The sequence below is a fragment of the Olivibacter domesticus genome (genome assembly GCF_900109575.1).
Lineage (GTDB): Bacteria > Bacteroidota > Bacteroidia > Sphingobacteriales > Sphingobacteriaceae > Olivibacter > Olivibacter domesticus.
Map to the genome: position 1 here is coordinate 540,006 of NZ_FOAF01000001.1, position 22,245 is coordinate 562,250.

Annotated in this window: 22 protein-coding genes; 13 read left to right on the forward strand and 9 right to left on the reverse strand. The window is 38.0% G+C overall.

Annotation, left to right across the window (positions count from 1 at the left end; translation table 11 throughout):
• Positions 1 to 87: 87 nt before the first annotated feature.
• Genes hutU through BMY50_RS02160 form a run of 3 tightly spaced genes read right to left on the reverse strand, consistent with a single transcriptional unit; the run spans position 88 to position 3,813 of the window.
• The gene (hutU, locus tag BMY50_RS02150; protein ID WP_093317707.1) at positions 88 to 1,761 is read right to left on the reverse strand and encodes a urocanate hydratase; all 1,674 of its coding nucleotides are present in this window, start codon (positions 1,759 to 1,761) and stop codon (positions 88 to 90) included.
• Positions 1,739 to 3,301, reverse strand: coding sequence for a histidine ammonia-lyase (gene hutH, locus BMY50_RS02155; RefSeq protein ID WP_093317708.1), 1,563 nt, complete (start codon positions 3,299 to 3,301; stop codon positions 1,739 to 1,741). The genes hutU and hutH overlap by 23 nt, the downstream gene beginning before the upstream one ends.
• Before the next feature lie 8 nt (positions 3,302 to 3,309).
• Complete coding sequence (locus tag BMY50_RS02160; RefSeq protein WP_093317709.1) at positions 3,310 to 3,813, reverse strand: MarR family winged helix-turn-helix transcriptional regulator; 504 nt, start codon at positions 3,811 to 3,813, stop codon at positions 3,310 to 3,312.
• 516 nt (positions 3,814 to 4,329) lie between these two features.
• On the opposite strand from BMY50_RS02160, the gene rplU reads away from it, so the two are divergent.
• From rplU to asnB, 4 genes are all read left to right on the forward strand, one after another.
• On the forward strand, positions 4,330 to 4,641 hold the full coding sequence (rplU, locus tag BMY50_RS02165; RefSeq protein WP_093317710.1) for a 50S ribosomal protein L21: 312 nt from the start codon (positions 4,330 to 4,332) through the stop codon (positions 4,639 to 4,641).
• A 48-nt stretch (positions 4,642 to 4,689) separates the two neighbouring features.
• The gene (gene rpmA / locus BMY50_RS02170; protein WP_093317712.1) at positions 4,690 to 4,956 is read left to right on the forward strand and encodes a 50S ribosomal protein L27; all 267 of its coding nucleotides are present in this window, start codon (positions 4,690 to 4,692) and stop codon (positions 4,954 to 4,956) included.
• Between the two features lie 138 nt (positions 4,957 to 5,094).
• Positions 5,095 to 6,132, forward strand: coding sequence for a sialidase family protein (locus BMY50_RS02175; protein WP_093317715.1), 1,038 nt, complete (start codon positions 5,095 to 5,097; stop codon positions 6,130 to 6,132).
• A gap of 195 nt (positions 6,133 to 6,327) precedes the next feature.
• On the forward strand, positions 6,328 to 8,019 hold the full coding sequence (gene asnB / locus BMY50_RS02180) for an asparagine synthase B (RefSeq protein WP_093317718.1): 1,692 nt from the start codon (positions 6,328 to 6,330) through the stop codon (positions 8,017 to 8,019).
• 59 nt (positions 8,020 to 8,078) lie between these two features.
• Here asnB and BMY50_RS02185 read toward each other — a convergent pair whose 3' ends face one another.
• Together BMY50_RS02185 and BMY50_RS02190 are read right to left on the reverse strand one after the other, a co-directional pair.
• Positions 8,079 to 9,983 (reverse strand): AMP-dependent synthetase/ligase, encoded by a 1,905-nt coding sequence (locus BMY50_RS02185; protein WP_093317720.1) that lies wholly within the window; start codon positions 9,981 to 9,983, stop codon positions 8,079 to 8,081.
• A gap of 141 nt (positions 9,984 to 10,124) precedes the next feature.
• Positions 10,125 to 10,622, reverse strand: a complete 498-nt coding sequence (locus BMY50_RS02190) for a hypothetical protein (RefSeq protein WP_139202166.1) — start codon at positions 10,620 to 10,622, stop codon at positions 10,125 to 10,127.
• Positions 10,623 to 10,776: 154 nt separating this feature from the next.
• Here BMY50_RS02190 and BMY50_RS02195 point away from each other — a divergent pair, with 154 nt between their 5' ends.
• A complete protein-coding gene (locus tag BMY50_RS02195; protein WP_093317731.1) occupies positions 10,777 to 11,625 on the forward strand; it encodes an alpha/beta hydrolase in 849 nt (282 codons plus the stop codon).
• 7 nt (positions 11,626 to 11,632) lie between these two features.
• Here BMY50_RS02195 and BMY50_RS02200 read toward each other — a convergent pair whose 3' ends face one another.
• Positions 11,633 to 13,120 (reverse strand): aminotransferase-like domain-containing protein, encoded by a 1,488-nt coding sequence (locus tag BMY50_RS02200; RefSeq protein WP_093317732.1) that lies wholly within the window; start codon positions 13,118 to 13,120, stop codon positions 11,633 to 11,635.
• 77 nt (positions 13,121 to 13,197) lie between these two features.
• Between BMY50_RS02200 and BMY50_RS02205 the strand changes: the two genes are divergently transcribed.
• From BMY50_RS02205 to BMY50_RS02230, 6 genes are all read left to right on the forward strand, one after another.
• Complete coding sequence (locus tag BMY50_RS02205; RefSeq protein ID WP_093317733.1) at positions 13,198 to 13,842, forward strand: hypothetical protein; 645 nt, start codon at positions 13,198 to 13,200, stop codon at positions 13,840 to 13,842.
• A complete protein-coding gene (locus BMY50_RS02210; protein WP_093317734.1) occupies positions 13,829 to 14,941 on the forward strand; it encodes an aminotransferase class I/II-fold pyridoxal phosphate-dependent enzyme in 1,113 nt (370 codons plus the stop codon). The genes BMY50_RS02205 and BMY50_RS02210 overlap by 14 nt, the downstream gene beginning before the upstream one ends.
• Positions 14,942 to 14,949: 8 nt before the next feature.
• Positions 14,950 to 15,582, forward strand: a complete 633-nt coding sequence (gene bioD / locus BMY50_RS02215) for a dethiobiotin synthase (protein ID WP_093317735.1) — start codon at positions 14,950 to 14,952, stop codon at positions 15,580 to 15,582.
• 18 nt (positions 15,583 to 15,600) lie between these two features.
• Positions 15,601 to 16,563: a biotin synthase BioB gene (bioB, locus tag BMY50_RS02220; RefSeq protein WP_202907796.1), complete on the forward strand. Its 963-nt coding sequence runs from the start codon at positions 15,601 to 15,603 to the stop codon at positions 16,561 to 16,563.
• Between the two features lie 24 nt (positions 16,564 to 16,587).
• Entirely contained in the window at positions 16,588 to 17,859 is a 1,272-nt protein-coding gene (bioA, locus tag BMY50_RS02225) for an adenosylmethionine--8-amino-7-oxononanoate transaminase (protein WP_093317739.1), read from the forward strand.
• 160 nt (positions 17,860 to 18,019) lie between these two features.
• A complete protein-coding gene (locus tag BMY50_RS02230) occupies positions 18,020 to 18,547 on the forward strand; it encodes a helix-turn-helix domain-containing protein (RefSeq protein ID WP_238383648.1) in 528 nt (175 codons plus the stop codon).
• Between the two features lie 97 nt (positions 18,548 to 18,644).
• Here BMY50_RS02230 and BMY50_RS02235 read toward each other — a convergent pair whose 3' ends face one another.
• Entirely contained in the window at positions 18,645 to 18,908 is a 264-nt protein-coding gene (locus BMY50_RS02235; RefSeq protein ID WP_093317745.1) for a hypothetical protein, read from the reverse strand.
• 84 nt (positions 18,909 to 18,992) lie between these two features.
• Here BMY50_RS02235 and BMY50_RS02240 point away from each other — a divergent pair, with 84 nt between their 5' ends.
• Positions 18,993 to 19,730 carry an EcsC family protein gene (locus tag BMY50_RS02240; protein WP_238383649.1) on the forward strand — a complete coding sequence of 246 codons (738 nt, stop codon included), beginning with the start codon at positions 18,993 to 18,995 and terminating at the stop codon, positions 19,728 to 19,730.
• A gap of 292 nt (positions 19,731 to 20,022) precedes the next feature.
• On the opposite strand, the gene surE is transcribed toward BMY50_RS02240, so the two are convergent.
• The gene (gene surE, locus BMY50_RS02250) at positions 20,023 to 20,760 is read right to left on the reverse strand and encodes a 5'/3'-nucleotidase SurE (protein ID WP_093323486.1); all 738 of its coding nucleotides are present in this window, start codon (positions 20,758 to 20,760) and stop codon (positions 20,023 to 20,025) included.
• Positions 20,761 to 20,845: 85 nt separating this feature from the next.
• Between surE and BMY50_RS02255 the strand changes: the two genes are divergently transcribed.
• The gene (locus BMY50_RS02255; RefSeq protein WP_162276511.1) at positions 20,846 to 21,739 is read left to right on the forward strand and encodes a diacylglycerol/lipid kinase family protein; all 894 of its coding nucleotides are present in this window, start codon (positions 20,846 to 20,848) and stop codon (positions 21,737 to 21,739) included.
• A 124-nt stretch (positions 21,740 to 21,863) separates the two neighbouring features.
• Here the strand turns inward: BMY50_RS02255 and BMY50_RS02260 are convergent, their stop codons facing one another.
• The gene (locus tag BMY50_RS02260) at positions 21,864 to 22,142 is read right to left on the reverse strand and encodes a hypothetical protein (RefSeq protein ID WP_139202167.1); all 279 of its coding nucleotides are present in this window, start codon (positions 22,140 to 22,142) and stop codon (positions 21,864 to 21,866) included.
• Between the last annotated feature and the right edge of the window lie 103 nt (positions 22,143 to 22,245).

The window sequence follows — 22,245 nt, forward strand, 5'->3', positions numbered from 1 at the left end:
TCCGTTAATGAGGGGGTAAGTTGTAATTCACTTCTTCTATTCTGATAACCCAATTGTTAAAATAATGTTGACAGATTTGAAAAAAAATTACCACATTTTTAACTTGAAATGCTCGTTCCATTCTTGTGCCTTTTCATATCCTGCATCAAGATGTCGGAAAATACCCATTGCAGGATCGTTATGAAGCACTCTTTTTAAGCATGCTGCTGCATTATCTGTTCCATCCGCAACAATCACCATACCTGCATGTTGAGAGTATCCAATTCCAACCCCTCCACCATGATGAAAAGAAACCCAGGTAGCTCCGCCTGCAGTATTACTCATCAGATTCAAGAGCGGCCAGTCCGAAACAGCATCAGAACCATCGAGCATGCCTTCCGTTTCTCGATTTGGGGAAGCAACAGACCCGCAATCGAGATGGTCACGTCCAATGACAATGGGTGCTTTCACTTTTTTAGTTCGCACAAGCTCATTGAACAATAAACCTGCTTTTTCTCTATCACCCATACCTAACCAGCAAATGCGTGCGGGAAGCCCCTGAAAGGACACTTGTTTTTGCGCTTTCATAAGCCAATTGTGGAGCGCTAAATCGTTTGGAAAAGCTTCCATAAGAGCGCTATCGGTAACATAAATGTCTTCCGGATCGCCAGAAAGCGCCACCCATCGGAAAGGGCCTTTGCCTTCACAAAATAAAGGACGGATAAAGGCGGGTGTAAAACCGGGAAAGTCATAGGCATTTTTTTCACCTCCTACTTTCGCAAACTCCCTAAGATTATTTCCATAGTCAAAAGTAACAGCGCCTTTCTTTTGCATCTCGAGCATAAAGTGAACATGCCTTGCCATGCTTTCATAAGAGCGTTTTTTATAATCAGCTGGGTCTTGCTTCCGTAATGTAATAGCCTCTTCTATACGCAGTCCATTTGGTATATATCCATTGAGCGGGTCATGCGCGGATGTTTGATCCGTGAGTATATCCGGGATAATATTTTTTTCTAATAATTTCTGAAGCATATCGCCGGCATCACTTACCAAACCTATAGATAGTGCCTTCTTTTCAGTTTGCGCTTCCTTGACCCACTGCAATGCTTCTTCAAAAGAATAAGTCATCCTATCTATATATTTAGTGTCCAATCGCTTTTTGATCCTAGAAGCGTCCACGTCTGCCCCAAGAAAAACTGCATCAGCCATTGTTGCTGCCAACGGTTGCGCACCCCCCATGCCCCCTAAACCAGCCGTTACCAATAGTTTTCCAGCTAAATTCCCTCCAAAATGTTGTTTGCCACATGCTACAAATGTTTCATACGTCCCTTGTAATATACCCTGCGTACCGATATAGATCCAACTTCCAGCAGTCATTTGCCCATACATCATTAGGCCCTTACTCTTGAGGTCATTAAAATGATCCCAAGTAGCCCAAGCCGGTACCAAGTTACTATTAGCGATAAGTACCCTTGGCGCTTGTATATGTGTTCTAACAATTCCTACGGGTTTACCTGATTGAATAAGCAATGATTGATCGTTTTCAAGCTCCAATAAAAGGGAGATGATCTGTCGTAAGTCGTCCTGACTGCGTGCCGCTTGTCCGATACCGCCGTAAACTACTAATTCATTAGGATTTTCCGCAACTTCAGCATCTAAATTGTTCAAGAGCATACGTAAAGCGGCTTCCGTTTGCCAATTTTTTGCATGTAAAATGCTACCTCTTGGCGCTTTGTAATTGGGATGCTTAGCGTATTGGCTAAGAAAGTTGGAATGCTTCATATTCTTTACTAGTTAAGTCTATTTGGTTTTCGTCTGCCTTTTTATTAGCAATTTTCACTAACTCACCGTCAGAAATAAATTTTCGCAGTTTATTGATGTCGTAAGAAAATATCCGGTCTTCACTGGCATAAGGAACAACCTTTCGCACTGCACTATGGCATGCTTCTAGGATAGGGGTTGATTGAATAGGATGTCTAAAATCCAGCGCTTGTGTAGCATATAAGAGTTCCACGGCAAGTATATTTTCCAGATTATCAATAATTCTATTTAGTTTCCTTCCACCTATTGAACCCATAGAAACATGATCCTCCTGACCAAGTGATGTGGGTATACTATCTGCACTCGCCGGAAAGCATAAACCTTTGTTTTCTGAAACCAAGGCCGCAGTAGTATATTGTGGTATCATAAAGCCCGAATTAAGCCCTGCATCTTTAATCAATAATTTAGGTAGGCCATACCTTCCTTCTATAATTAGATAGCTTCTTCTGTCTGAAATATTACCCAACTCTGCCGCTGCAACGGATGCATAATCCAGCGGAATGGCTAGCGGTTGGCCATGAAAATTCCCACCGCTTATTGTATCAAGTGAGCCTAAGATGATTGGATTGTCTGTGACGGAATTTAACTCGATTTCAGTAAGTTCCTTGAGGTGTAACCAGGCGGTTCTAGAAGCACCATGTACTTGGGGCATGCATCTTAAGGAATAAGGATCTTGTACACGATTGCAGTTAACATGTGCATGAATAATTTCCGAATCTTTAAGTAAAGTCCATAGCCTATTAGCCACATACTGATTTCCAGGAAATGGTCTTATTTTATGTAATCGTGGGTCAAATGGCGCTGCTGAGCCCATTAAACCCTCCAATGACATGGCGCCAATGATGTCTGCCGCATCCAGGGCATTATGTAAGCGCTGTAGGGCTATTACTGCATGTGCTGCAATAAATTGCGTACCATTAATGAGTGCAAGCCCTTCTTTCGGGCCTAAACATAAGGCTTGTATTTGCTCCTTCTGGAGCACTTCTGCCGTTGGTGTAATGACTCCTTTATAATAAACTTCACCCATGCCTATAAGAGGTAAAAATAGGTGGGAGAGGGGCGCAAGATCTCCAGATGCACCTACCGAACCTTGTTCCGGTACGCAGGGAATAATCTCTTGCTCGATGAACCATAGTATACGCTGGACGGTGGCCGGTCGTATGCCAGAAAAGCCCAAACACAATGCATGAAGTTTAATAATGAGCATTATTTTAGCAATTTCCGGTGAAATAAGGTTACCAACGCCTACTGAATGGCTCATCAGCAAATTGTGCTGGAGTTTTGTCGTATCAGTAGAAGAAATTAATGTGTCACATAAGGGGCCGAACCCAGTATTGATCCCATACACTACTTTCCCTTCGTGTACTATTTCCTCCACGAAGGAACAGCTATTCTGTACTTTTTCCAACGCAGCAGCGTTTATAGTGGCCTTTAATGTTCGGTGTGCAATAGCCAAAACCTTGGCCGTTGTCAGTTTATCTATACCATATTTAAAGTTCATCCTTGTTTTTAGTTAAACTGCACATCACTTTTAGCGAGTAGTTCTAAAATGAGCGTAGATAGTGGTTGCTTTTTAAGTTCTACTTCTAAAGTTGACAAAGTATTTAATAATGGTTCTACAGTTGGATTTTCTTGTTCTATAATGGATAAGCTTTCCCCGATAGCCAACCAAACTGGTTGGATTCTTTCTAAAAGAAATATTCCCTCAGGAGTAAGTTTTACAAGTTGCTTTCTTGCATCGTCTTTCGCTTTAATAGTTTTGACTAATTTTTTTTGCTTAAGATTATTGATCATTTGACTAACAGACGAATGTGATATTTGTAGCCGATTAGATAAATCAACGAGCGAGACCTCTTTTGTAGTGGAAAAAATATAAAAAAAAGGAAACCAACTTGTATCAAAGGGAATATCTAAGGTTTGATATACTTTGTTCAGTTCTCCAATGTAATATTCGCTTAGCCGTCTAAGTCTGCTGCCAAATATGAGGTATCCTAATGATTGATAAAAATCCATAATAAATATATAAGTGCTTATACAATAATAAGTGAATATTTAGTAAAAAGCAAGAGGTATTGTATATTTCCTCTATAACAATAAGCTCCAAATGGCAGAGGAGAGACCAATAAACTGCTTTTATATGCCAGACGATTATATTGCATATAAAAAGCAATTTATCTAAGTTTGATGCGTAGAACATGGAGTTGGTGATGAATGAGTGATGATCGATGAGTGATGAATTATTAATAGATAGTTAAGTAGGGAAGTAGTTGAATAGTCAAGTAGGAAAGCAGTTGAATAGTTAAGTAGGGAAGTAGTTGAATAGTTAAGTAGGGAAGTAGTTGAATAGTCAATAGGAAAGTAGTTGAATAGTCGAATATGTCTTGCTACTAATAATGCTCGTAACTCACAACTGGCAACTCACAACTAATAACCAATAACCAATAACCAATCCCCCTTGCAAGTTTCAAATATAAAGTATATCTTTGCGCTTCATTTTTTAAACAATTTAATTATTTTAAACAATTAACAATGTACGCAATAGTAAATATAGCCGGACAGCAATTTAAAGTTGCAAAAGACCAATATCTTTTTGTACACCGTTTACAGGGAGATGAAGGCGCTAGTATTGAATTTGACAATGTATTGTTAGCAGAAGATGGTGGCAAGTTTACAGTTGGAACTCCAAGTGTAGCTGGTGCTAAAGTTTCGGCTAAAATTTTGTCACATTTAAAGGGAGATAAGGTAATCGTTTTCAAAAAGAAACGTCGTAAAGGATATAAAAAGAAAAACGGACACCGTCAACAATTTTCTAAGATCCAAATTACTGGTATTACTTTATAATTTTGATTTTAAATGAGATAGGTTAGCCTATCATAAACAAGATAAAACATGGCTCATAAAAAAGGTGCGGGTAGTTCTAAAAACGGCCGCGAATCGCATAGCAAAAGATTAGGTGTTAAAATTTTTGGTGGTCAAGAAGCGATTGCTGGAAATATCATAGTACGTCAAAGAGGTACTAAACACCACCCAGATAAAAATGTTGGTTTAGGAAGAGATCACACTTTATTTGCATTAGTTGACGGAAAAGTAGTTTTTCGTAAAAAAGCAGATAATAAGTCGTATGTTTCTGTAGTTCCTGCAGAAGTGAAGGCTTAGAAAATAATATTATGGATTTAAAGCCGCAAATACCGAGTGTATTTGTGGCTTTTTTATTGTCATTTCTTTACAAATGAGCTATCTTACAACGGTAATTGATAGTTATAATACGCTCACCCATCAAATACTGGTGAAATTATGAAATATTTAAGTTTGTTGTTGGTTTCCTTTATAAGTATGCAATATGTAAACGGTCAGGTTACAAAAGATACTAATTTAGAACGTGAACAAGAACACTTTATTTTTTCTGATGCCCCCTTTGAAAGCTGTCATGCGGCAACAATTGAAGATGTAGGAGATGGAGAGCTTTTGACTGCGTGGTTTGGCGGGAAACAGGAGGGAAGCAAAGATGTGTGTATTTGGATAGCTAGGTATAAAGATGGCTGGACGAAACCAACGAAGGTAGCAAGTGGGTATGATGATAAAGGAAACCCAATTGCCTGCTGGAATCCTGTGTTATTTAAAACGAGAGCCGGTACACTGTTTCTACATTATAAGGTTGGCCCGTCTCCCAGAGAATGGTGGGCAGAAGTATTGACATCCCATGACAATGGATTGACTTGGGGAGAACCAGTGAGGCTTCCAACGAACATGTTGGGGCCAATAAAGAACAAACCGATTCAGCTAAAGAATGGCGATATCCTTTATCCATCCAGTACCGAAAGTTTAGATGAGAAAACATGGACAGTCCATTTAGAAAAAAGCGATAGTACTGGTCATAATTGGACGAAGATAGCTATAGATAATGCAGGCTTTGATGCGATCCAGCCGAGTATACTCATGCATGGAAACAATATTCTCCAGCTACTTTGTAGAAGCAGGAACAACAGGATCGTGACTTCCTGGTCTTTTGATGATGGTTCTAACTGGACACCTTTAGAAGCGACAGAACTTCCAAATCCCAACGCTGGATCAGACGCAGTTAGCTTGACGGATGGCAGGCATCTTTTGGTTTACAATCCTCTATTAGCAGGCAAAGAATGGTGGGAGGGGCGTTCGGTTTTGCAGTTAGCAATATCTAATGATGGCAAGAGATGGACGAATATTAATACCCTGGAGGAAAAAAAAGAAGGTGAATACAGCTATCCTGCAATTATTCAGTCGAAAGACGGTTTTATTCATATTGTATATACTTACAAAAGAAAGTGTATTAAGTACATTAAGTTTAAGCTCTGATAAACAATGTTTTGCATACTTTTTTTCTGAATTGCGTGCTTTTATTTCTGAATTAAAACTATATGTTTTTTCAACAAAATGTAATAATCGTTATTAAAATTGTTAAAAAGTCATAAAAACTTTGCAAATATGGAATAATATTTCGTTAATTTGTAAACATTTATAATATTAGATTAAGCTAAAACAAATAAATTTATGTGTGGAATTATTGGTGCATTTGATTTAAAAGTTAAGTCGGAGGATCTGCGTGCCCAAGTATTGGAGATGTCGAAGAAAATCCGTCATCGTGGACCAGATTGGTCCGGCATATATAGCTCAGATAAAGCCATTTTGGCGCATGAGCGTCTGGCGATTGTAGATCCCCAATCGGGGCAACAGCCTTTGTATAGTGAAGATGGTACCGTTGTATTGGCGGTTAATGGGGAGATTTATAATCATCGTGAACTTCGTGAAAAACTGCCAAACTATAATTTTTCCACTAATTCTGACTGCGAAGTAATTCTAGCGCTTTATAAAGAAAAAGGCATCGGTTTCTTAGAAGATCTGAATGGCATTTTTGCATTTGCTCTTTATGACATAGCTAATGATGTATACCTTATTGCCAGAGATCATATAGGTATTATTCCTTTCTATATGGGATGGGACAAAAAGGGGAATTTTTACGTTTCTTCAGAGCTAAAATCTCTGGAAGGTGTATGCAATAGGATTCAGGAGTTTAAACCAGGGCATTATATATACAGTAAGCATGGGCAGGATTTCCAACCATGGTATAAAAGAGAATGGGAAAGCTACGACGAAGTAGCAGATAATATATCTGATATTGGTGCATTGAAAAAAGGATTAGAAGACGCTGTGCATCGTCAAATGATGTCGGATGTTCCATATGGTGTTTTATTGTCCGGTGGACTAGATTCTTCTATTATTGCTGCAATTACCAAGAAATTTTCATCTAAACGCATAGAATCCGGTGATAAAGAGAATGCTTGGTATCCGTCCTTACATTCTTTCGCGGTGGGCCTCAAGGGGTCCCCAGATTTGGCAGCAGCACAAAAGGCGGCAAACCACATAGGCACCATTCATCATGAGATACATTTTACCATTCAAGAGGGACTCGACGCTATAAGAGATGTTATATACCATTTGGAAACATACGATGTAACAACTATCAGGGCGTCTACACCCATGTATTTACTAGCACGGGTTATTAAATCAATGGGAATAAAGATGGTTTTGAGTGGAGAGGGATCCGATGAGCTGTTTGGTGGTTATCTTTATTTTCATAAAGCACCTAACCCGCAAGCCTTCCATGAAGAGACTGTTCGTAAACTTGGAAAGCTTCACCTATACGATTGTCTTCGTGCCAATAAATCTTTAGCAGCATGGGGTATTGAAGGCCGAGTGCCATTTTTGGATAAAGAATTCATGGATATCGCGATGCGACTAAATCCCGCGGATAAAATGGCGGGTGATGGTAAAATGGAAAAATGGATTCTTCGTAAAGCATTTGAAGACTATCTACCGGAAAGCATTGCTTGGCGTCAAAAGGAACAATTCTCAGATGGCGTAGGGTATAACTGGATTGATACTTTAAAGGAACAAGCTACCAAGGCTGTTTCTGATGAAGAACTGGCTAATGCAAGTTATCGTTTTCCAGTCAATCCTCCGATGTCTAAAGAAGAGTATTTATATAGAAGTATTTTTAGCGAACATTTCCCATCAGATTCGGCCGCATCATGCGTTCCTTCTGTCAAATCAGTAGCTTGCAGCACACCTGAGGCATTGGCATGGGATGCTTCTTTTCAAAATCTTAACGATCCTTCTGGAAGAGCCGTATCTAGTGTTCACAACGAAAGTTACGATAAAGAAAAAGAAAAGGTTGTATTATAGTATTAAATAAAAAAAACGGGCAGCATTATTAATAACGCTGCCCGTTTTTTTTTATTTATCTACTCGGCAGTCTCGTAAAGCTCATCAATATTTTTAGCATATATTTTTTCTATTACTTTACGTTTTGCCTTAAGCGTGGGGGTTAGCTCTCCGGTTTCAATACTAAAGGGCTTTCTTTTGATTTTAAATGATCGAATCCGTTCAAATTTTGCTAATTCGTTAGAAAGGCGTTTAATATCTTGTTCTATCCAATCAATAATTGCAATATCGTAGATGAAAGGATCTTCTTGGTTAAAGTAAGTATCCTTGAGATTAAAGGTTTCTTTAAGTAGTTCTTGGTTTGGAATAATAAGCGCTGTCAGATACTCGCGGTTATCCCCAATAAGGAAAATTTGTTCTATCTTCTTACTTTTTAGATAGGTATTTTCAACAGGAGTAGGATATACATTTTTTCCATACGCATTTACGATCATGTTTTTTAAACGATCTGTAATTTTAAGGTTTCCCTTGTAAAATTTGCCGATATCCCCCGTATGAAACCATCCATCTGTATCTATTGCATTCTTTGTCTCTTCAGGTTTATTCCAATATCCTTTCATGATGCAATGCCCACGAATAATGATTTCACCTTCTTCTGTTGTTAAATCGGGATTAAAGCTCTCATGAGTTTGGATAGTATGTATCTTTTGGCTATCAATATCTTGTATAGCTATTTCAATGCCTGGTAAGATTCTTCCAACGGTGCCATATACTTGTCTGTAAAACTCCGTTACGGCTACTACTGGAGATGTTTCCGTTAATCCATATCCCTCTAAAACTTTTAAACCGATGTTTCCGAAAAATTCACCCACATTTTGGGGCAGCGCACCTCCGCCGGAAATCATGAATTTCAATCTTCCTCCGGTTTTTTCTTTTATCTTACTGAAAACTAGTTTTTCTGCTAAATTATGCTGAAAAGTTAGTATAGGCCCCGGTTTTTTACCAGATTCCACCTTCTCTCTGTAGGCCTGTCCCTTTGCTAATGCCCATTTAAATATCTTTGCCTTTGGCCCTCCGTTCTGCGTTGCATTTTTTATAGCTTTATCATGTATCTTTTCTAATAATCTTGGAACGGCGCATATTACAGTTGGTTTTACGTCATACATGTTCTTGGCTAATAGATCAATGCTTTGCGCAAACGCAATTTTCGCGCCTAGTGCTAGACAGACATGATAAGTGGCCGTGCGTTCAAAAACGTGTGATAGCGGTAAAAAAGACAGAAAGGTATCATCCTTGTCAACCACCGGAATCTGATCTAAGCAAGCGCTAACATTTTTTGTCAAGTTTGAGTGTGTTAACATAACGCCCTTTGGAGTACCAGTAGTACCGCTCGTATAGATCAAAGTTGATAGATCAGACATTAAGATGCCTTCGCGAGCACTTATTATATCTTTTGCATACTGTTGAGTTAATTGCTTACCTTCTTCAATAACTTTTGCAAAAGGCACTACTCCAGCCTGTAATGATAAGTTTTCCGAATACTTTTGATAACCATCAAAAGTTGGTATAATTCGTATCAGAGAAGGACAATTGTTTGCTATTTTTAGAATTTTCCTGAACAAAAAGGGTGTATTGACGATAATGATACGGGCACCTGAATCATTTATAATATACTCGGTGTCAGATTCAGGTAAGGTTGGATAAATAGATACATTAATGCCACCAAGCTGTTGTAAACCTTGGTCAAAATATACGTAATCCGGACTGTTCTCAAGCAATAGGGCTGCCCGATCTCCCTTTTTTAGACCGATGGAAAGTAAATAAGAGGAAACGGCATCAATGTTTATCAATGCGTTTTTATAAGATATTTGCTCCCAGCGATTGTTCTGAAAATCAATCAGAAAAGTGTTGGAGTCTGGATGAATATTCTCTAAGACATTCCTCAATAGATCGGGAACGGTCATATCAGTGTGGATCGGATTCATTAGTAATTAGCGCTTTGCTTGTTTAAGCCAACGGTTCTAAATCTTTACAGTGATTATAATTTATTGCCTATTGTTGGTATTTAGCTTTATAACAAGAACGCAATAATACGGAAACTTACACAAATTTAATAATGCGCAAATCTATTTTTTATGTGTCGTATCACAGTTTATTTTATTATAAATAATAGTAAAAGCAGATTTGTCGTCGGTGATTTGCCTGCCATTTTTTGGATCAACAGAAAAGGGTTTCTGTTTCAGCTGCTCGCCTTTTAATAAAAAGACCGTTCTCAACGTATCTTTCATCCCTTCTTGCATAAATTCCCAGACTACGTCAAGGGTATCGCCTTTCTTGGTTCCAGCTATGGAACCTGTTCTACCATCCTTTTCAAAGGGAACCCAGCTATGTTTTCCAACTATCTTGTCACCCAAAATAGAAAGGCTAACAAATGACGAATCTTTGTTATTGCCACTTAAACCCATAAAACATAGCTCTTGTGAGGTATCTTGTACTGCTGTATCACTTTTAAACGCTGTGTCCACCCAATTGGCATGTTTTTTTCGTTGTTCTTGTTGGTTACAAGCATTCAATAATAGACATGCTGCAACAGTTATTAAGACAGATGCAATTGTTCTTTTCATTTGAATATAAATAAGACGAATGCTAATATTAGAAAGCATTACTACAATATTAGTGAATTTTATAAATCAACACGTTGAATTTTATTTTTGTTTGACATTACTTTCTATGTATCCCTATCCCTAACATTTATCTTTGGTCTTTGATAAGGGACAAATGAGAAAGATTAAGCAAATGGCAGACCATCTAGGTACTTTGGTCGCACGTAATAGTGAAGAATTGAGTGCTCCTTTGTTCGATTATTTATTCTATTCCCCTAAACTTCCATTACGTCAACATCAGCAGGGTTTATTAAATTCGGCAAGAAATGAGCAAGTGGAAGTTTTTGATGAGTATTTTGAAAACAAGACGCTTAAAATGAATGTCTTTATTTGGGGTCAAGGCAATGAAATTATCCTACTGACACATGGCTGGGCATCTAAAGCGGCAGATTTTTCTGAGCTAGTTGATAGCCTAATGCAACATACAGTATATACAATAATTGCCTTCGATGCCCCTGGAAATGGTTCCTCCGAAGGTGGTCTAACTAATTTAATGTTATATGTAGGCACCATTTACAAAATTGTTGAAAAATATGGTTATCCAACAACCCTTATTGGGCATTCATTAGGGGCTATGGCAAATATTATAGCGTATAAAAATTTGAAGAAAAAACCGAAGACGCTCATTAGCCTCGCACCATTGATTCAGTTAGATGACTATTTTAGGACTGAGATGACTCAAATAAATATTCCCAATGCTTTTATAGATCAGTTTTTTATCGACTTTTTCCAGTATTTTAATGTAGAAGCGGATGCTTTCGACCTAAATAAATTATATAGTTACACGTGCGAAAACCATTGGTTGTTTTGTGATGATAATGATAAAATTTCTCCATATAAGCTAACGGAAAATTTTTTAGGCCGAAAAAGAGACATAAAGTCGAAATTATTTAAGGATGTAGGCCACCAGCATATGATCAGAAATAAGCAAGTCATTGCCGAAATAATCGAGTTAGTTAAATAAGCATGACTTAGAATGATTCTTCTATTGAAATTTTTAAAATCTGTATCGCTTCAGTTAATTCGTCTATAGTTAAATTTCCAAATCCTAAACGCATAGCCGTAGTCAGCTCATTTTGATAAAGCAGGGTGGATGGTAAATGCAACCGATGCTTTAAACAATTCTTACTAACACGCATGAGGTTCAGCTCTTTTTTCCATGTTGACCATAAGGCTAAGCCCCCTGGGGGAGATTTAAACTTTACATAGTCATCTAGATGCTCTTTTAATAAAGAAGAAAGATGTAAAGAACGCTGTTCATAAATTTTTAATGCTTTTTTAAGATGTCGATGAATCTCTCCGTCCACCAGAAGCTCTCCTAAAGCTTGTTCCATAAGCATATCACTTTGCCTATCAACAATCCGCCTATATCTTCCAATTTCTTCAATCAGGTTTTGAGGCGCCACAATATATCCCGAACGTAGGCCAGGGGCTAAGGTTTTGCAAAATGATCCGATATATACCACCATGCCCATACTGTCGGCACTAGCTAGCGGAAGAACGGGACTACTGGTATAGTGGAAGTCGTAGTCATAGTCATCCTCCAATATAATAAATCCATACTTACTGGAAAGGTTTAGTAATTCTATGCGTCGCTCCGCACTAAGTGTAACAGTGGTAGGATAATGATGGTGAGGGGTAATATATACGATACGTACTTTCTGTTTCTCACAAAGGTTTTTTATTGCTTCTACGGAAATCCCTTCATGATCTACGGGAACAGCATGTATTTGAGCTCCCGCTTGTTGAAAAATCATGTTGGCAATATAATAACTTAGATTGCCTACTACGACTAAGTCTCCGGAAGAAATCAATACACCCGAGGCTAAGAATATGCCCATATGAACGCCTCTTGTGGTGAGTATATTTTTTTTTGAAATATGCAAACCGCGCGTATTATTCAAATAATAAGCCAAACTTTCCCTGTAGAATTCATTGCCTTCGATGTGAGAATACCCTAAGTGCTGGCGGCTGGTCTTTCGTCTTAACACCCCCCCATATATTTTACCTAACTTATCAAGAGGCGCTATCCGAATATCTGGAAGACCGTCGGTAAATGCTAAGCGGTTATCAGATAAAGTTGGCGGATTATCCAAAAGAATGTTTCTTTTAAAATGAAAACCAGCTTTTTCGGGATAACTTGCTAAATAAGTGCTGTCATACTTTAATGGGTCAGGATTCCCTTTATTAGATTGATTAGAAATAAACGTGCCTTTATTCGGTATAATGGATGTCCAGCCCTGTGTGTACAATTCCTCGTAAGCAGCTATGATCGTTTTCCGATGTATTCCTAACTCCTCACTCAATGATCTTGTACCTGGGAGCTGTATCTCTGTCACTAATACTCCTCTTTGTATGGCATTAATCAACTGTCGTGCAATTTGAAGATATAAAGGTGTACTGCTCTGCTTGTTTAAAACAATTAAACTTTTAAAGGGAATTTTTACCGGACTACTCATTAAGTTAAAACTGGACTATATATGTCGTCCGGCAAGATACTACTTTTGGCCCATAAGACTAAAAAAAATAATCTATTATGTATTCACTTCACCATAAAAACGAGGAAAAGCTTTATTCGCTATTTAAAAATATCGTGGCTGACGACAAGATACACGCTAAATTTTTAAATACTTTGTCTTTGTTAGAGAACACCGGAGCACGAAAAATTTCTGCCTCTGAAGATATGGAAGTAGTAACGTTAATGATGCTAAAGCATGCAGCAGAAGAACATCGACATGCGTTTTATTTAAAGAAACAGATCCAAAAATTGCGGGTTGAATCGTGCCAGACTTACACCAAGACGGACCTTTTAGCCCCTCAGTCAAGTTTACAATACTTGAATAGGCTTGACATGCATACTAGTAAATATTTAAAGAACATATTGGGTTTGTCGGGTAGTAAGCTTCGATTTGCAGCTTATTTATTAGTCACCTATGCGATAGAGCTAAGGGCCGATCAATTGTATCCAATTTACCAAAAGGTACTTCATACAGCTTTAAGTAAAGTGAGTGTGAAGTCAATCATTTTTGAAGAACAAGGGCATTTAGAAGAGATGGTTTCACAGCTAAAGGAGTTTTCATCTAATTGGCAGGAGCATGCGGGAAAGATCCAAAAAATTGAAGAAGAACTTTTTTATCAGTGGATAAATCATTTAAACGTTTCTGTAAATGATCGAAATTAATATGCTTTTGGAGGCTAAGGTAAGACAGCGTGAAACGATGGGATCATCGAGGAAACTGATACTTCAGCCAAACTTAGTCGACTTTTCGTCGAATGATTATTTTGGGTGGGCGCGTTCTCCGGAAATGAAGACATACCTAAAGTCAATAACTCAAGAAAACACACATTTAACGGTAGGTTCCACAGGATCTAGATTACTCACCGGAAATAGCGAGCTAGCGCTGGATATTGAAGAAGAAATTGCTGCATATCACCAAGTGGAAGCCGCGCTACTGATGTCTTCAGGTTATTTAGCAAATCAAGGCTTACTAGCTGCTTTGGGGGTAAAAGGGAGCAATATTATTCGAGATGAATACGTGCACGCCTCTTTTATTGATGGTTGCCGCTTAAGTTTTGCCAGAAACCTGCATTTTAAGCACAATGATGTAGCTGATCTTCAGTTTAAATTGGATCAATGTAAAGGCTTATGTTATGTGGTAGTAGAAAGTCTTTACTCTATGGATGGTGATTTTGCTCCATTGACTGATTTGGCCCGTCTGTGCAAAGAAAAAGGTGCTTTGCTGATTGTTGATGAAGCACACGCCTTAGGCGTATACGGTGCAGGAATCGTCCAATCAGGATACCTACAGAGCAATGTCTTTGCCCGTACAATAACCTTTGGTAAGGCTTTAGGCGGCCAAGGCGCCGCTATATTGGGAAGTCGCACATTGAAAAGGTTCCTAATTAATTTCTGTCGCCCTTTAATCTTTAGTACTGCGATGTCTTTCCCCCAATTATTTGCTATAAAAGCAGGATATCATCTGCTAAAGAAGAATAATGAAATAGCAGAACTGCTCCAGCGAAAATGCAACTTGTTTGTTGAAGAGATGGGATTTCCACAACAAAATGTTCTTCTGAGTCCGATACAAGCTGTTAAAATAGCCGGAAATGCGGCAGTTGACCATGCTGCTTCTATCTTGAAAAGTGAAGGTTTTGATGTCAGACCTATAAAGAGTCCTAGTGTTCCCAAAGGTGGAGAACGTTTAAGAATATGCATACATGTATTTAATAGGGATGAAGAAATTATTGCATTGACTAAGCTTCTGCGATCAATTTTATAAAAACAAGCATGCGAGAAAAAAAAAGCATAAAACCATTATTTATCACCGGTATCGGTACCGACGTGGGGAAGACTATTATCTCTGCCATCATTACGGAACAGCTAAAAGGAGATTACTGGAAACCTGTGCAAGCAGGAGACTTAGCTAACAGTGATAGCGACCGAGTGAAATCTTTAATCTCCAACAGTTATTCAAGAGTCCACCCAGAGCAGTTTAAGCTAAAACTGGCGGCTTCACCCCATAAAGCAGCATCTTTGGAGGGGATAGAGATCAAACCAGTAGATTTTATTGTTCCTAAAACGAATAATCGCCTTATCATAGAAGGAGCCGGTGGATTAATGGTACCATTGTCGGCTAATTTTTTTATGATAGATCTTATAAAATTAGTAAATGCCGACGTGGTACTAGTTGTTAGGAATTATTTGGGATGCATCAACCATACACTCTTATCGTATGAGTTGTTACGCATGAAAGGGTGCACGGTTAGGGGCCTGGTTTTTAATGGCCTTATGGACGAAGCTAGTAAATTGGCCATCTGTAATTATGTGTCCGATGAAGTAAAAACGTACTGTATACCCGAAATATCTCCCCTTACGAAACAGACCATTAGTCAACTAAAATTCTTTTTTAATCATATATAAAAAATTACGGTGAATAACATTGAACAAATCCGCAATGATTGGTCGATAGAAGAAATAAAACTATTGTACCATGAACCCCTATTAGAGCTCGTTTATAAAGCAGCAACTGTTCATAGAACTTGGCATAGTTCATCAGCAGTGCAGGTATGTACCTTACTTTCTATAAAGACTGGAGGTTGTACTGAAGATTGTGCTTACTGTGGTCAAGCAGCTCGTTATCATACCAATATAACAGTAAAGGCCTTAATGGATAAAGAGGAAGTACTTTCCATTGCCGCTCGAGCAAAAGCATCGGGGTCGTCACGTTTCTGTATGGCCGCAGCTTGGCGCGAGGTACGTGATAACAAGGACTTTGAACGCGTATTGGAAATGGTAAAAGGAATAAACGCATTAGGTCTAGAGGTTTGTTGCACTCTAGGTATGTTAACGGAAACTCAAGCCGAGCGATTGCAAGCAGCTGGGCTATATGCTTATAACCATAATTTGGATTCTTCTGAACGCTATTATGATGAAATTATTAGTACTCGTATATATGGCGACCGGTTAAATACCTTAAATAATGTTCGTAAGGCCGGTATATCAGTATGTTGTGGTGGTATAATTGGATTAGGAGAAACACATGAAGATAGAATTGGCATGTTACATACCTTATCAAATTTACCTCAACATCCCGAATCTGTGCCTATCAACGCACTGGCAAGAGTGCCTGGAACACCATTGCAAGATTTAACGAAGGTAGATGTTTGGGATATGGTACGAATGATTGCTGTTGCTAGGATTCTAATGCCAAAAGCAATGGTTAGATTAAGTGCAGGTCGGTCAGAAATGAGTACCACGGAACAGGCCTGGTGCTTCATGGCGGGAGCTAATTCTATTTTTACCAGTGAAAGTGAAGAGTTACTGGTGACACCTAATCCGAAGCTGGATGAAGATCGTGCAATGTTTGAATTGTTGGGTTTAACCCCATTAAGTAATAAATAATAATTTCATACTGTTAATTTTCATATGTCAACTAATTTGTCCGAAAGAGACGCCGAGGTAATTTGGCATCCTTATACGCAAATGAAGAATAACATGCCCGCGATTCCTATTGTAAGGGGAGAAGGTGCCTATGTTTATGGCGAGGATGGTCAGCGTTATATCGACGCAATTTCTTCTTGGTGGGTAAATATCCATGGTCATGCTCATCCTTATATTGCAAATAAAGTCTTTGCTCAATTTAAAAAATTGGAACACATGATGTTTGCGGGTTTTACGCATTCACCTGCCGTGGAGCTTGCTGAACGATTGCTAGACCTACTTCCTTCTTCACAAAAGAAAGTGTTTTACTCTGATAATGGCTCTACTGCCGTAGAAGTAGCACTAAAGATGTGTGTACAATATTGGTATAATAAAGGGCAGGCGCGTAAGAAAATCATCGCATTTAAAAATAGCTATCACGGAGATACCTTTGGGGCGATGGCGGTAAGTGGCCGGAGTGTTTGGACTGCACCTTTTGAAGGATTAATGTTCGATGTGCATTATATAGAAACACCAAATAGAAATAATATTACTCAATTACTGGAAGAAATTAGTCAGATACATCAGGAAGTCGCTTGTTTTATTTATGAACCGATTGTTCAGGGTTCGGCAGGCATGCTAAGCTATGAAGCAGCACTCTTAGATAAATTGATGAGTCACTGCAGCACATTAAATGTTTTATTGATACAAGATGAAGTCTTTACCGGCTTTGGGAGAACAGGTAAGTTATTCGCTGCGAATCATCTTCAGCAACAGCCAGATTTTATGTGTTTTTCCAAAGGACTTACAGGTGGCGCTTTACCCTTGGGAATAACTAGCTGTGCACAATATATTTATGATATGTTTCTTTCAGATGATTCCTATAAAACATTATTTCATGGGCATTCTTTCACTGCTAACCCACTTTGCTGCGCCGCAGCGCTGGCAAGTTTAGACCTGCTATTAACAGAAGAAACGCAGCAAAATATACAACGTATTTGTTTACAACATAAAGGGTATATGGAACGGATAAGCTTGCATCCTAAAATAAAGGGGATACGCTGTATAGGAACGATTTTGGCATTAGAATGGGAAACAGGAGAAGAAACTTCTTATTTTAGTAAAAATAGAGATAAACTTTATAAATACTTTATTAACAAAGGTATTATACTTAGACCATTAGGTAATGTTATTTATGTTTTACCACCTTATTGTATCCGCTATGATGATCTTAATTATATCTACGATGTGATAAGTAGTGCACTTGAGAAAATCTGAGTGGAGTAGAATATTGTAAAACTTTCTGTGAATTATGTAAATTCTTCAGGCATCTTTTTTAGAGATTTGGACTACCTTTACAGGAGATTATATGTAATAAGGTAAATTTCTGGATGATATGACTTTATACGTAAAAAATATGGTATGCAACCGTTGTATAATGGTTGTCAAACAAATTTTAGATGAATTAAATATAAGCTATACTTCTGTAGCTCTTGGAGAAATAAATAGGCAGAATGAGTTACCTAAAGCTGTTCATGAGCAATTAAGAGAAAAGTTAGGAGCGGTTGGGTTTGAGTTACTGGATGATCGTAGACATAAATTGGTTGAGAAAGTGAAAAACATTCTGATTGAACGTCTCTACGGAACAGAAGGAATGTCAATAAAAATAAATTTTTCTACCTTCCTGCAGCAGGAATTAAATATCGACTATAATTATTTAAGCAACCTGTTTTCACAAACAGAAGGTGTGACGATAGAGCAGTTCGTTATCATGCAACGTATTGAACGGGCAAAGGAATTGCTTGTGTATGATGAACTTACGTTGAGCGAAATCGCTTACAAATTAGATTATAGCAGTGTACAGCATTTGTCTACACAATTCAAGAAAATAACCGGGCTAACGCCTTCGCATTTCAAATCTATTAAAGAAAAGAAACGGAAACCTATAGATAACCTTCAAGGTTAATAAGGTCACTGCACTTGGGTGCAATATGTTGTATAATTTGTTAAAGTATTGATGTAAATGTTCAAGTATTTCAATACTTTAACAAATTATGTTGATATTACAATGCTGATGATAAGTCTTCATCAGGTAATACGACGACACCATTAAAGGTCAATTCGTCTTCATGAAGCAATAGTTCGTCAATTATCAAAAAATTATCTTCATGTAAAGGAGCATTTGGCCCTTTGCTCTGAAGCTCTTCGACTGGATAATTTGTAATAGCAAAAACTGGCGCATGATTGCGCTCGCTTTTTGGTATTAGGGCTGTGTATCCATGCAATTTGAGCCTTCTAAGTAAATCGATGCTAAGCAATTGTTCCATAACCTAGTTCTTTTACTATATAACCGGAAAACCATTAAAAAGTTTGTAATTTGTGTTGTTATTACTTGATAAAAGATATATCAAATGAGCATGGATAGTTATGAAAATAAAGTCTTTAAGGAAATGGTTCAATGGAATGAAAAAATGCTGCGATCACCTTCTAAGGGCAATCGTTTCACTAAGGGAATCCAGGACCGAATTAATAATATGATACCCGAAAAAGCGCATCAAATAATTACCTTAACTATCGAGAAGATGGTTAAAGCTGTCTTGTTCAGTTCAAAATACATTACTACTCCTTTAAGAAAAGAAGGCTCTTTACAGATCAGAGAGGCTTACATTAAACGTACTATAAGACACTATAAAAATGCAGCCACCGTTGAAGGTGCGATTACAGGTGCGGGTGGTATATTAATGGGATTTGCAGATTTTCCGGCATTTTTGGCCATTAAAATCAAGATGCTGTTTGAAATTGCCGCATTATACGGCTTTAATGTTAAAGACTATAGAGAACGCCTTTTTATTCTTCATATTTTCCAAATTTCCTTTTGCAGTCAACAAAAACGGAATAAACAGGTTGAAAAAATTGAAAATTGGAAGTCCTACAGCGATTCACTTCCTGCCGATGTGGATGATTTTGACTGGCGGAGCTTCCAACAGGAGTATCGAGACTATATAGACCTGGCAAAAATGGCGCAGTTAATACCCGTGATAGGTGCTGTTGTGGGAGCCATAGCCAATAACAAGTTAACTGAACAGTTAGGGCAAACCGCCTTAAACTGCTACCGAAATCGGTATTTTAAGCAAGATAAGCTGGATTAAAGGTATAGGACGATTTATCTTTTATTACTTAACAAATAAGTAATCACACCAATGGCTACTATCCCTATTGCAGATTCAGTAGAGTGAAAGAACATAAGGTAAAGAAGAAAAGATACTCCAAGAAGGAAACAAATAAATAAAACTCCTTTTTTTACCCCCATACCAAAAGCCACAATAAGTGCCATGATATAAATAGGTGCGGCCATTAAATAGACTGTCATGCTGCAATAATACAGACTTCTTGTTAAATCAATGTTAACTTTATGTTAAAAAACCTACTAATAAGGTTTTGTCACTCCCAGGTACACTGATGCTTAACCACCGTAAGTCTACCCTCATCTGTAAGATCCAGGCGAAGAGGGGTCACCGAAATATAATCATTCTCTACTGCCCAGCGGTCTGTCTCTTTTTCAGCAGGCTCTAGTGGGGTTACTGTAAACCAATAATGCTTTCTTCCCATAGGATCGGTGCCTGGAATAATTTTTCCATCGTATAATCGCACGGATTGCCTGGTCCATTTGATGTCTTTCGGTTGACTAGGAAAATTCACATTATATAAACCGAAATCCAATCTATTAATTAATTGATCTAGCACTTTTGACACGTACGGTGTAAGTAAATCGAAATCAGGTTCTGTTTTACCAACGGGTGTGCTAAGGGCGACACCTTTAACACCAAAGAGGACAGCCTGTTTGGCTGCTGCTAAGGTTCCCGAATGCCACATGGAATTACCTAAGTTTAAACCCATATTAATGCCCGACAATACAACGTCAATATGTTTATACAAATGTGTACCCAAAGCAACACAATCTGCTGGCGTACCATTTACTCGATATGCATTAATCCCAGGAAACTCAATAGGTGATTTTTTATAGGCCAAAGGGCGGGAGTGTGTAACCGCATGGCCCATAGATGATTGTTCTACATCGGGCGCTACTACTGTTACCTCTCCAAATTGTGAAGCTATCTTTGCGAGTGAGGCGATACCTGGACTGTATATTCCGTCGTCATTTGTTACCAAAATTCTCATATCAATTTGCTTTATAAGTAAAACATCTTCTTGTATTTTATGTTTTAGTTTTGCGTAATTGACTTGCTGAATGAATAAATTGCCAATGAAAACAATTTTAATATTGCACAATCCAAAAGCGGGTGATGAAGATCACCAGAAAAAAGAGTTAATTGATTCTATTAAATTAAAAGGATATCAATATCAATATGCGTCGGTTCAGAAAGATGATTGGAAGAAAATAGACGGTGATATAGATATCATTTTAGTGGTAGGAGGAGATGGCACTGTTAGAAAAGTTGTTAAATTTCTGTTGCAGAGAACGCTTCTCGATAAAAAAATGCTAATCAGTCTGTTACCTATGGGCACAGCAAATAATATTGCGCTCACGCTTGGATTATCGTATAATTTAGCAAACCTACTCAAACAATGGGATGTTAATAAAACAAGAAAAATGGATGTGGGCGCGGTAAGGGGATCACATTTTAAAAATTTTTTTCTTGAAAGTTTGGGTTACGGTATATTGCCCAAATTGATGAGGACAATGGAAGAAATTGAAACCAGCCATTTGAAAAGGAGTGAAGATGAAATTACTTTTGCACTTCATACTTTACTGGGATTATCTTCCACATATAAAGCCAAACATGCCATTATAAAGGTGGATGGAAAGCAATATGAGGGAAATTTTTTGCTGATAGAAGTTATGAATATTTGTTCGTTAGGACCAAATTTAATATTGGCACCCAATGCCGATATTGCCGACGGAATGTTTGATATTGTACTTCTCCGGGAGGAACAACGTCAAGATTTTATAAGCTATATAGGAAATGTGCTTACAAGCAAAACAAAAAAAGTTCCTTGGCAGTCGATACAGGGAAAACAAATTGAAATCCAATGGGATGGCTCTTGGGTGCATATCGATGATGAATTGGTCCGTTTGGATAAAAGTAATAGCACCCAAATAGAAGCCCGTCCGAATATTTTAGAACTTTTGATATAGATATTGTTGGAAAGAAAATCACGAAATATTTAATGCCATTAGCCGGAGTTTTATCTATTTCCAGATAATGCCAAGTATTATATAGGGTTTTCCGAGAAATTGGCTTGGCCCCGTTTATCTATACTTAGATCAGCATCTCGCAAACGAATCTTTTCACCTTAAATAATCTTATTACCTCACCAATGATGTCTTTATTGTATTCTATCCGGAACACACGGTCTGAATCCTCCAAGTCAAAATTGAATTTCCCATCAGGGAACTGCCTTTTTAATGAATTAATAATAGAATCGGCATCCACCTTACTGGAAACATCTGTTTTAAATACAGAAATCATATAGTAAGGGTTAGCAGAAGATGGAAAATTAATTACAGGTTTGAATTTTTTAAAAGTAATTGCTTTCATTTGTGCACCAATTGTTTTAAATGAGGTTGTGCTGATCTTACTCCCTAGCATCTCTTTACATGCGCTTGTCCTGTTGAATTATTCGGTACCTTAGCTTTTGCGC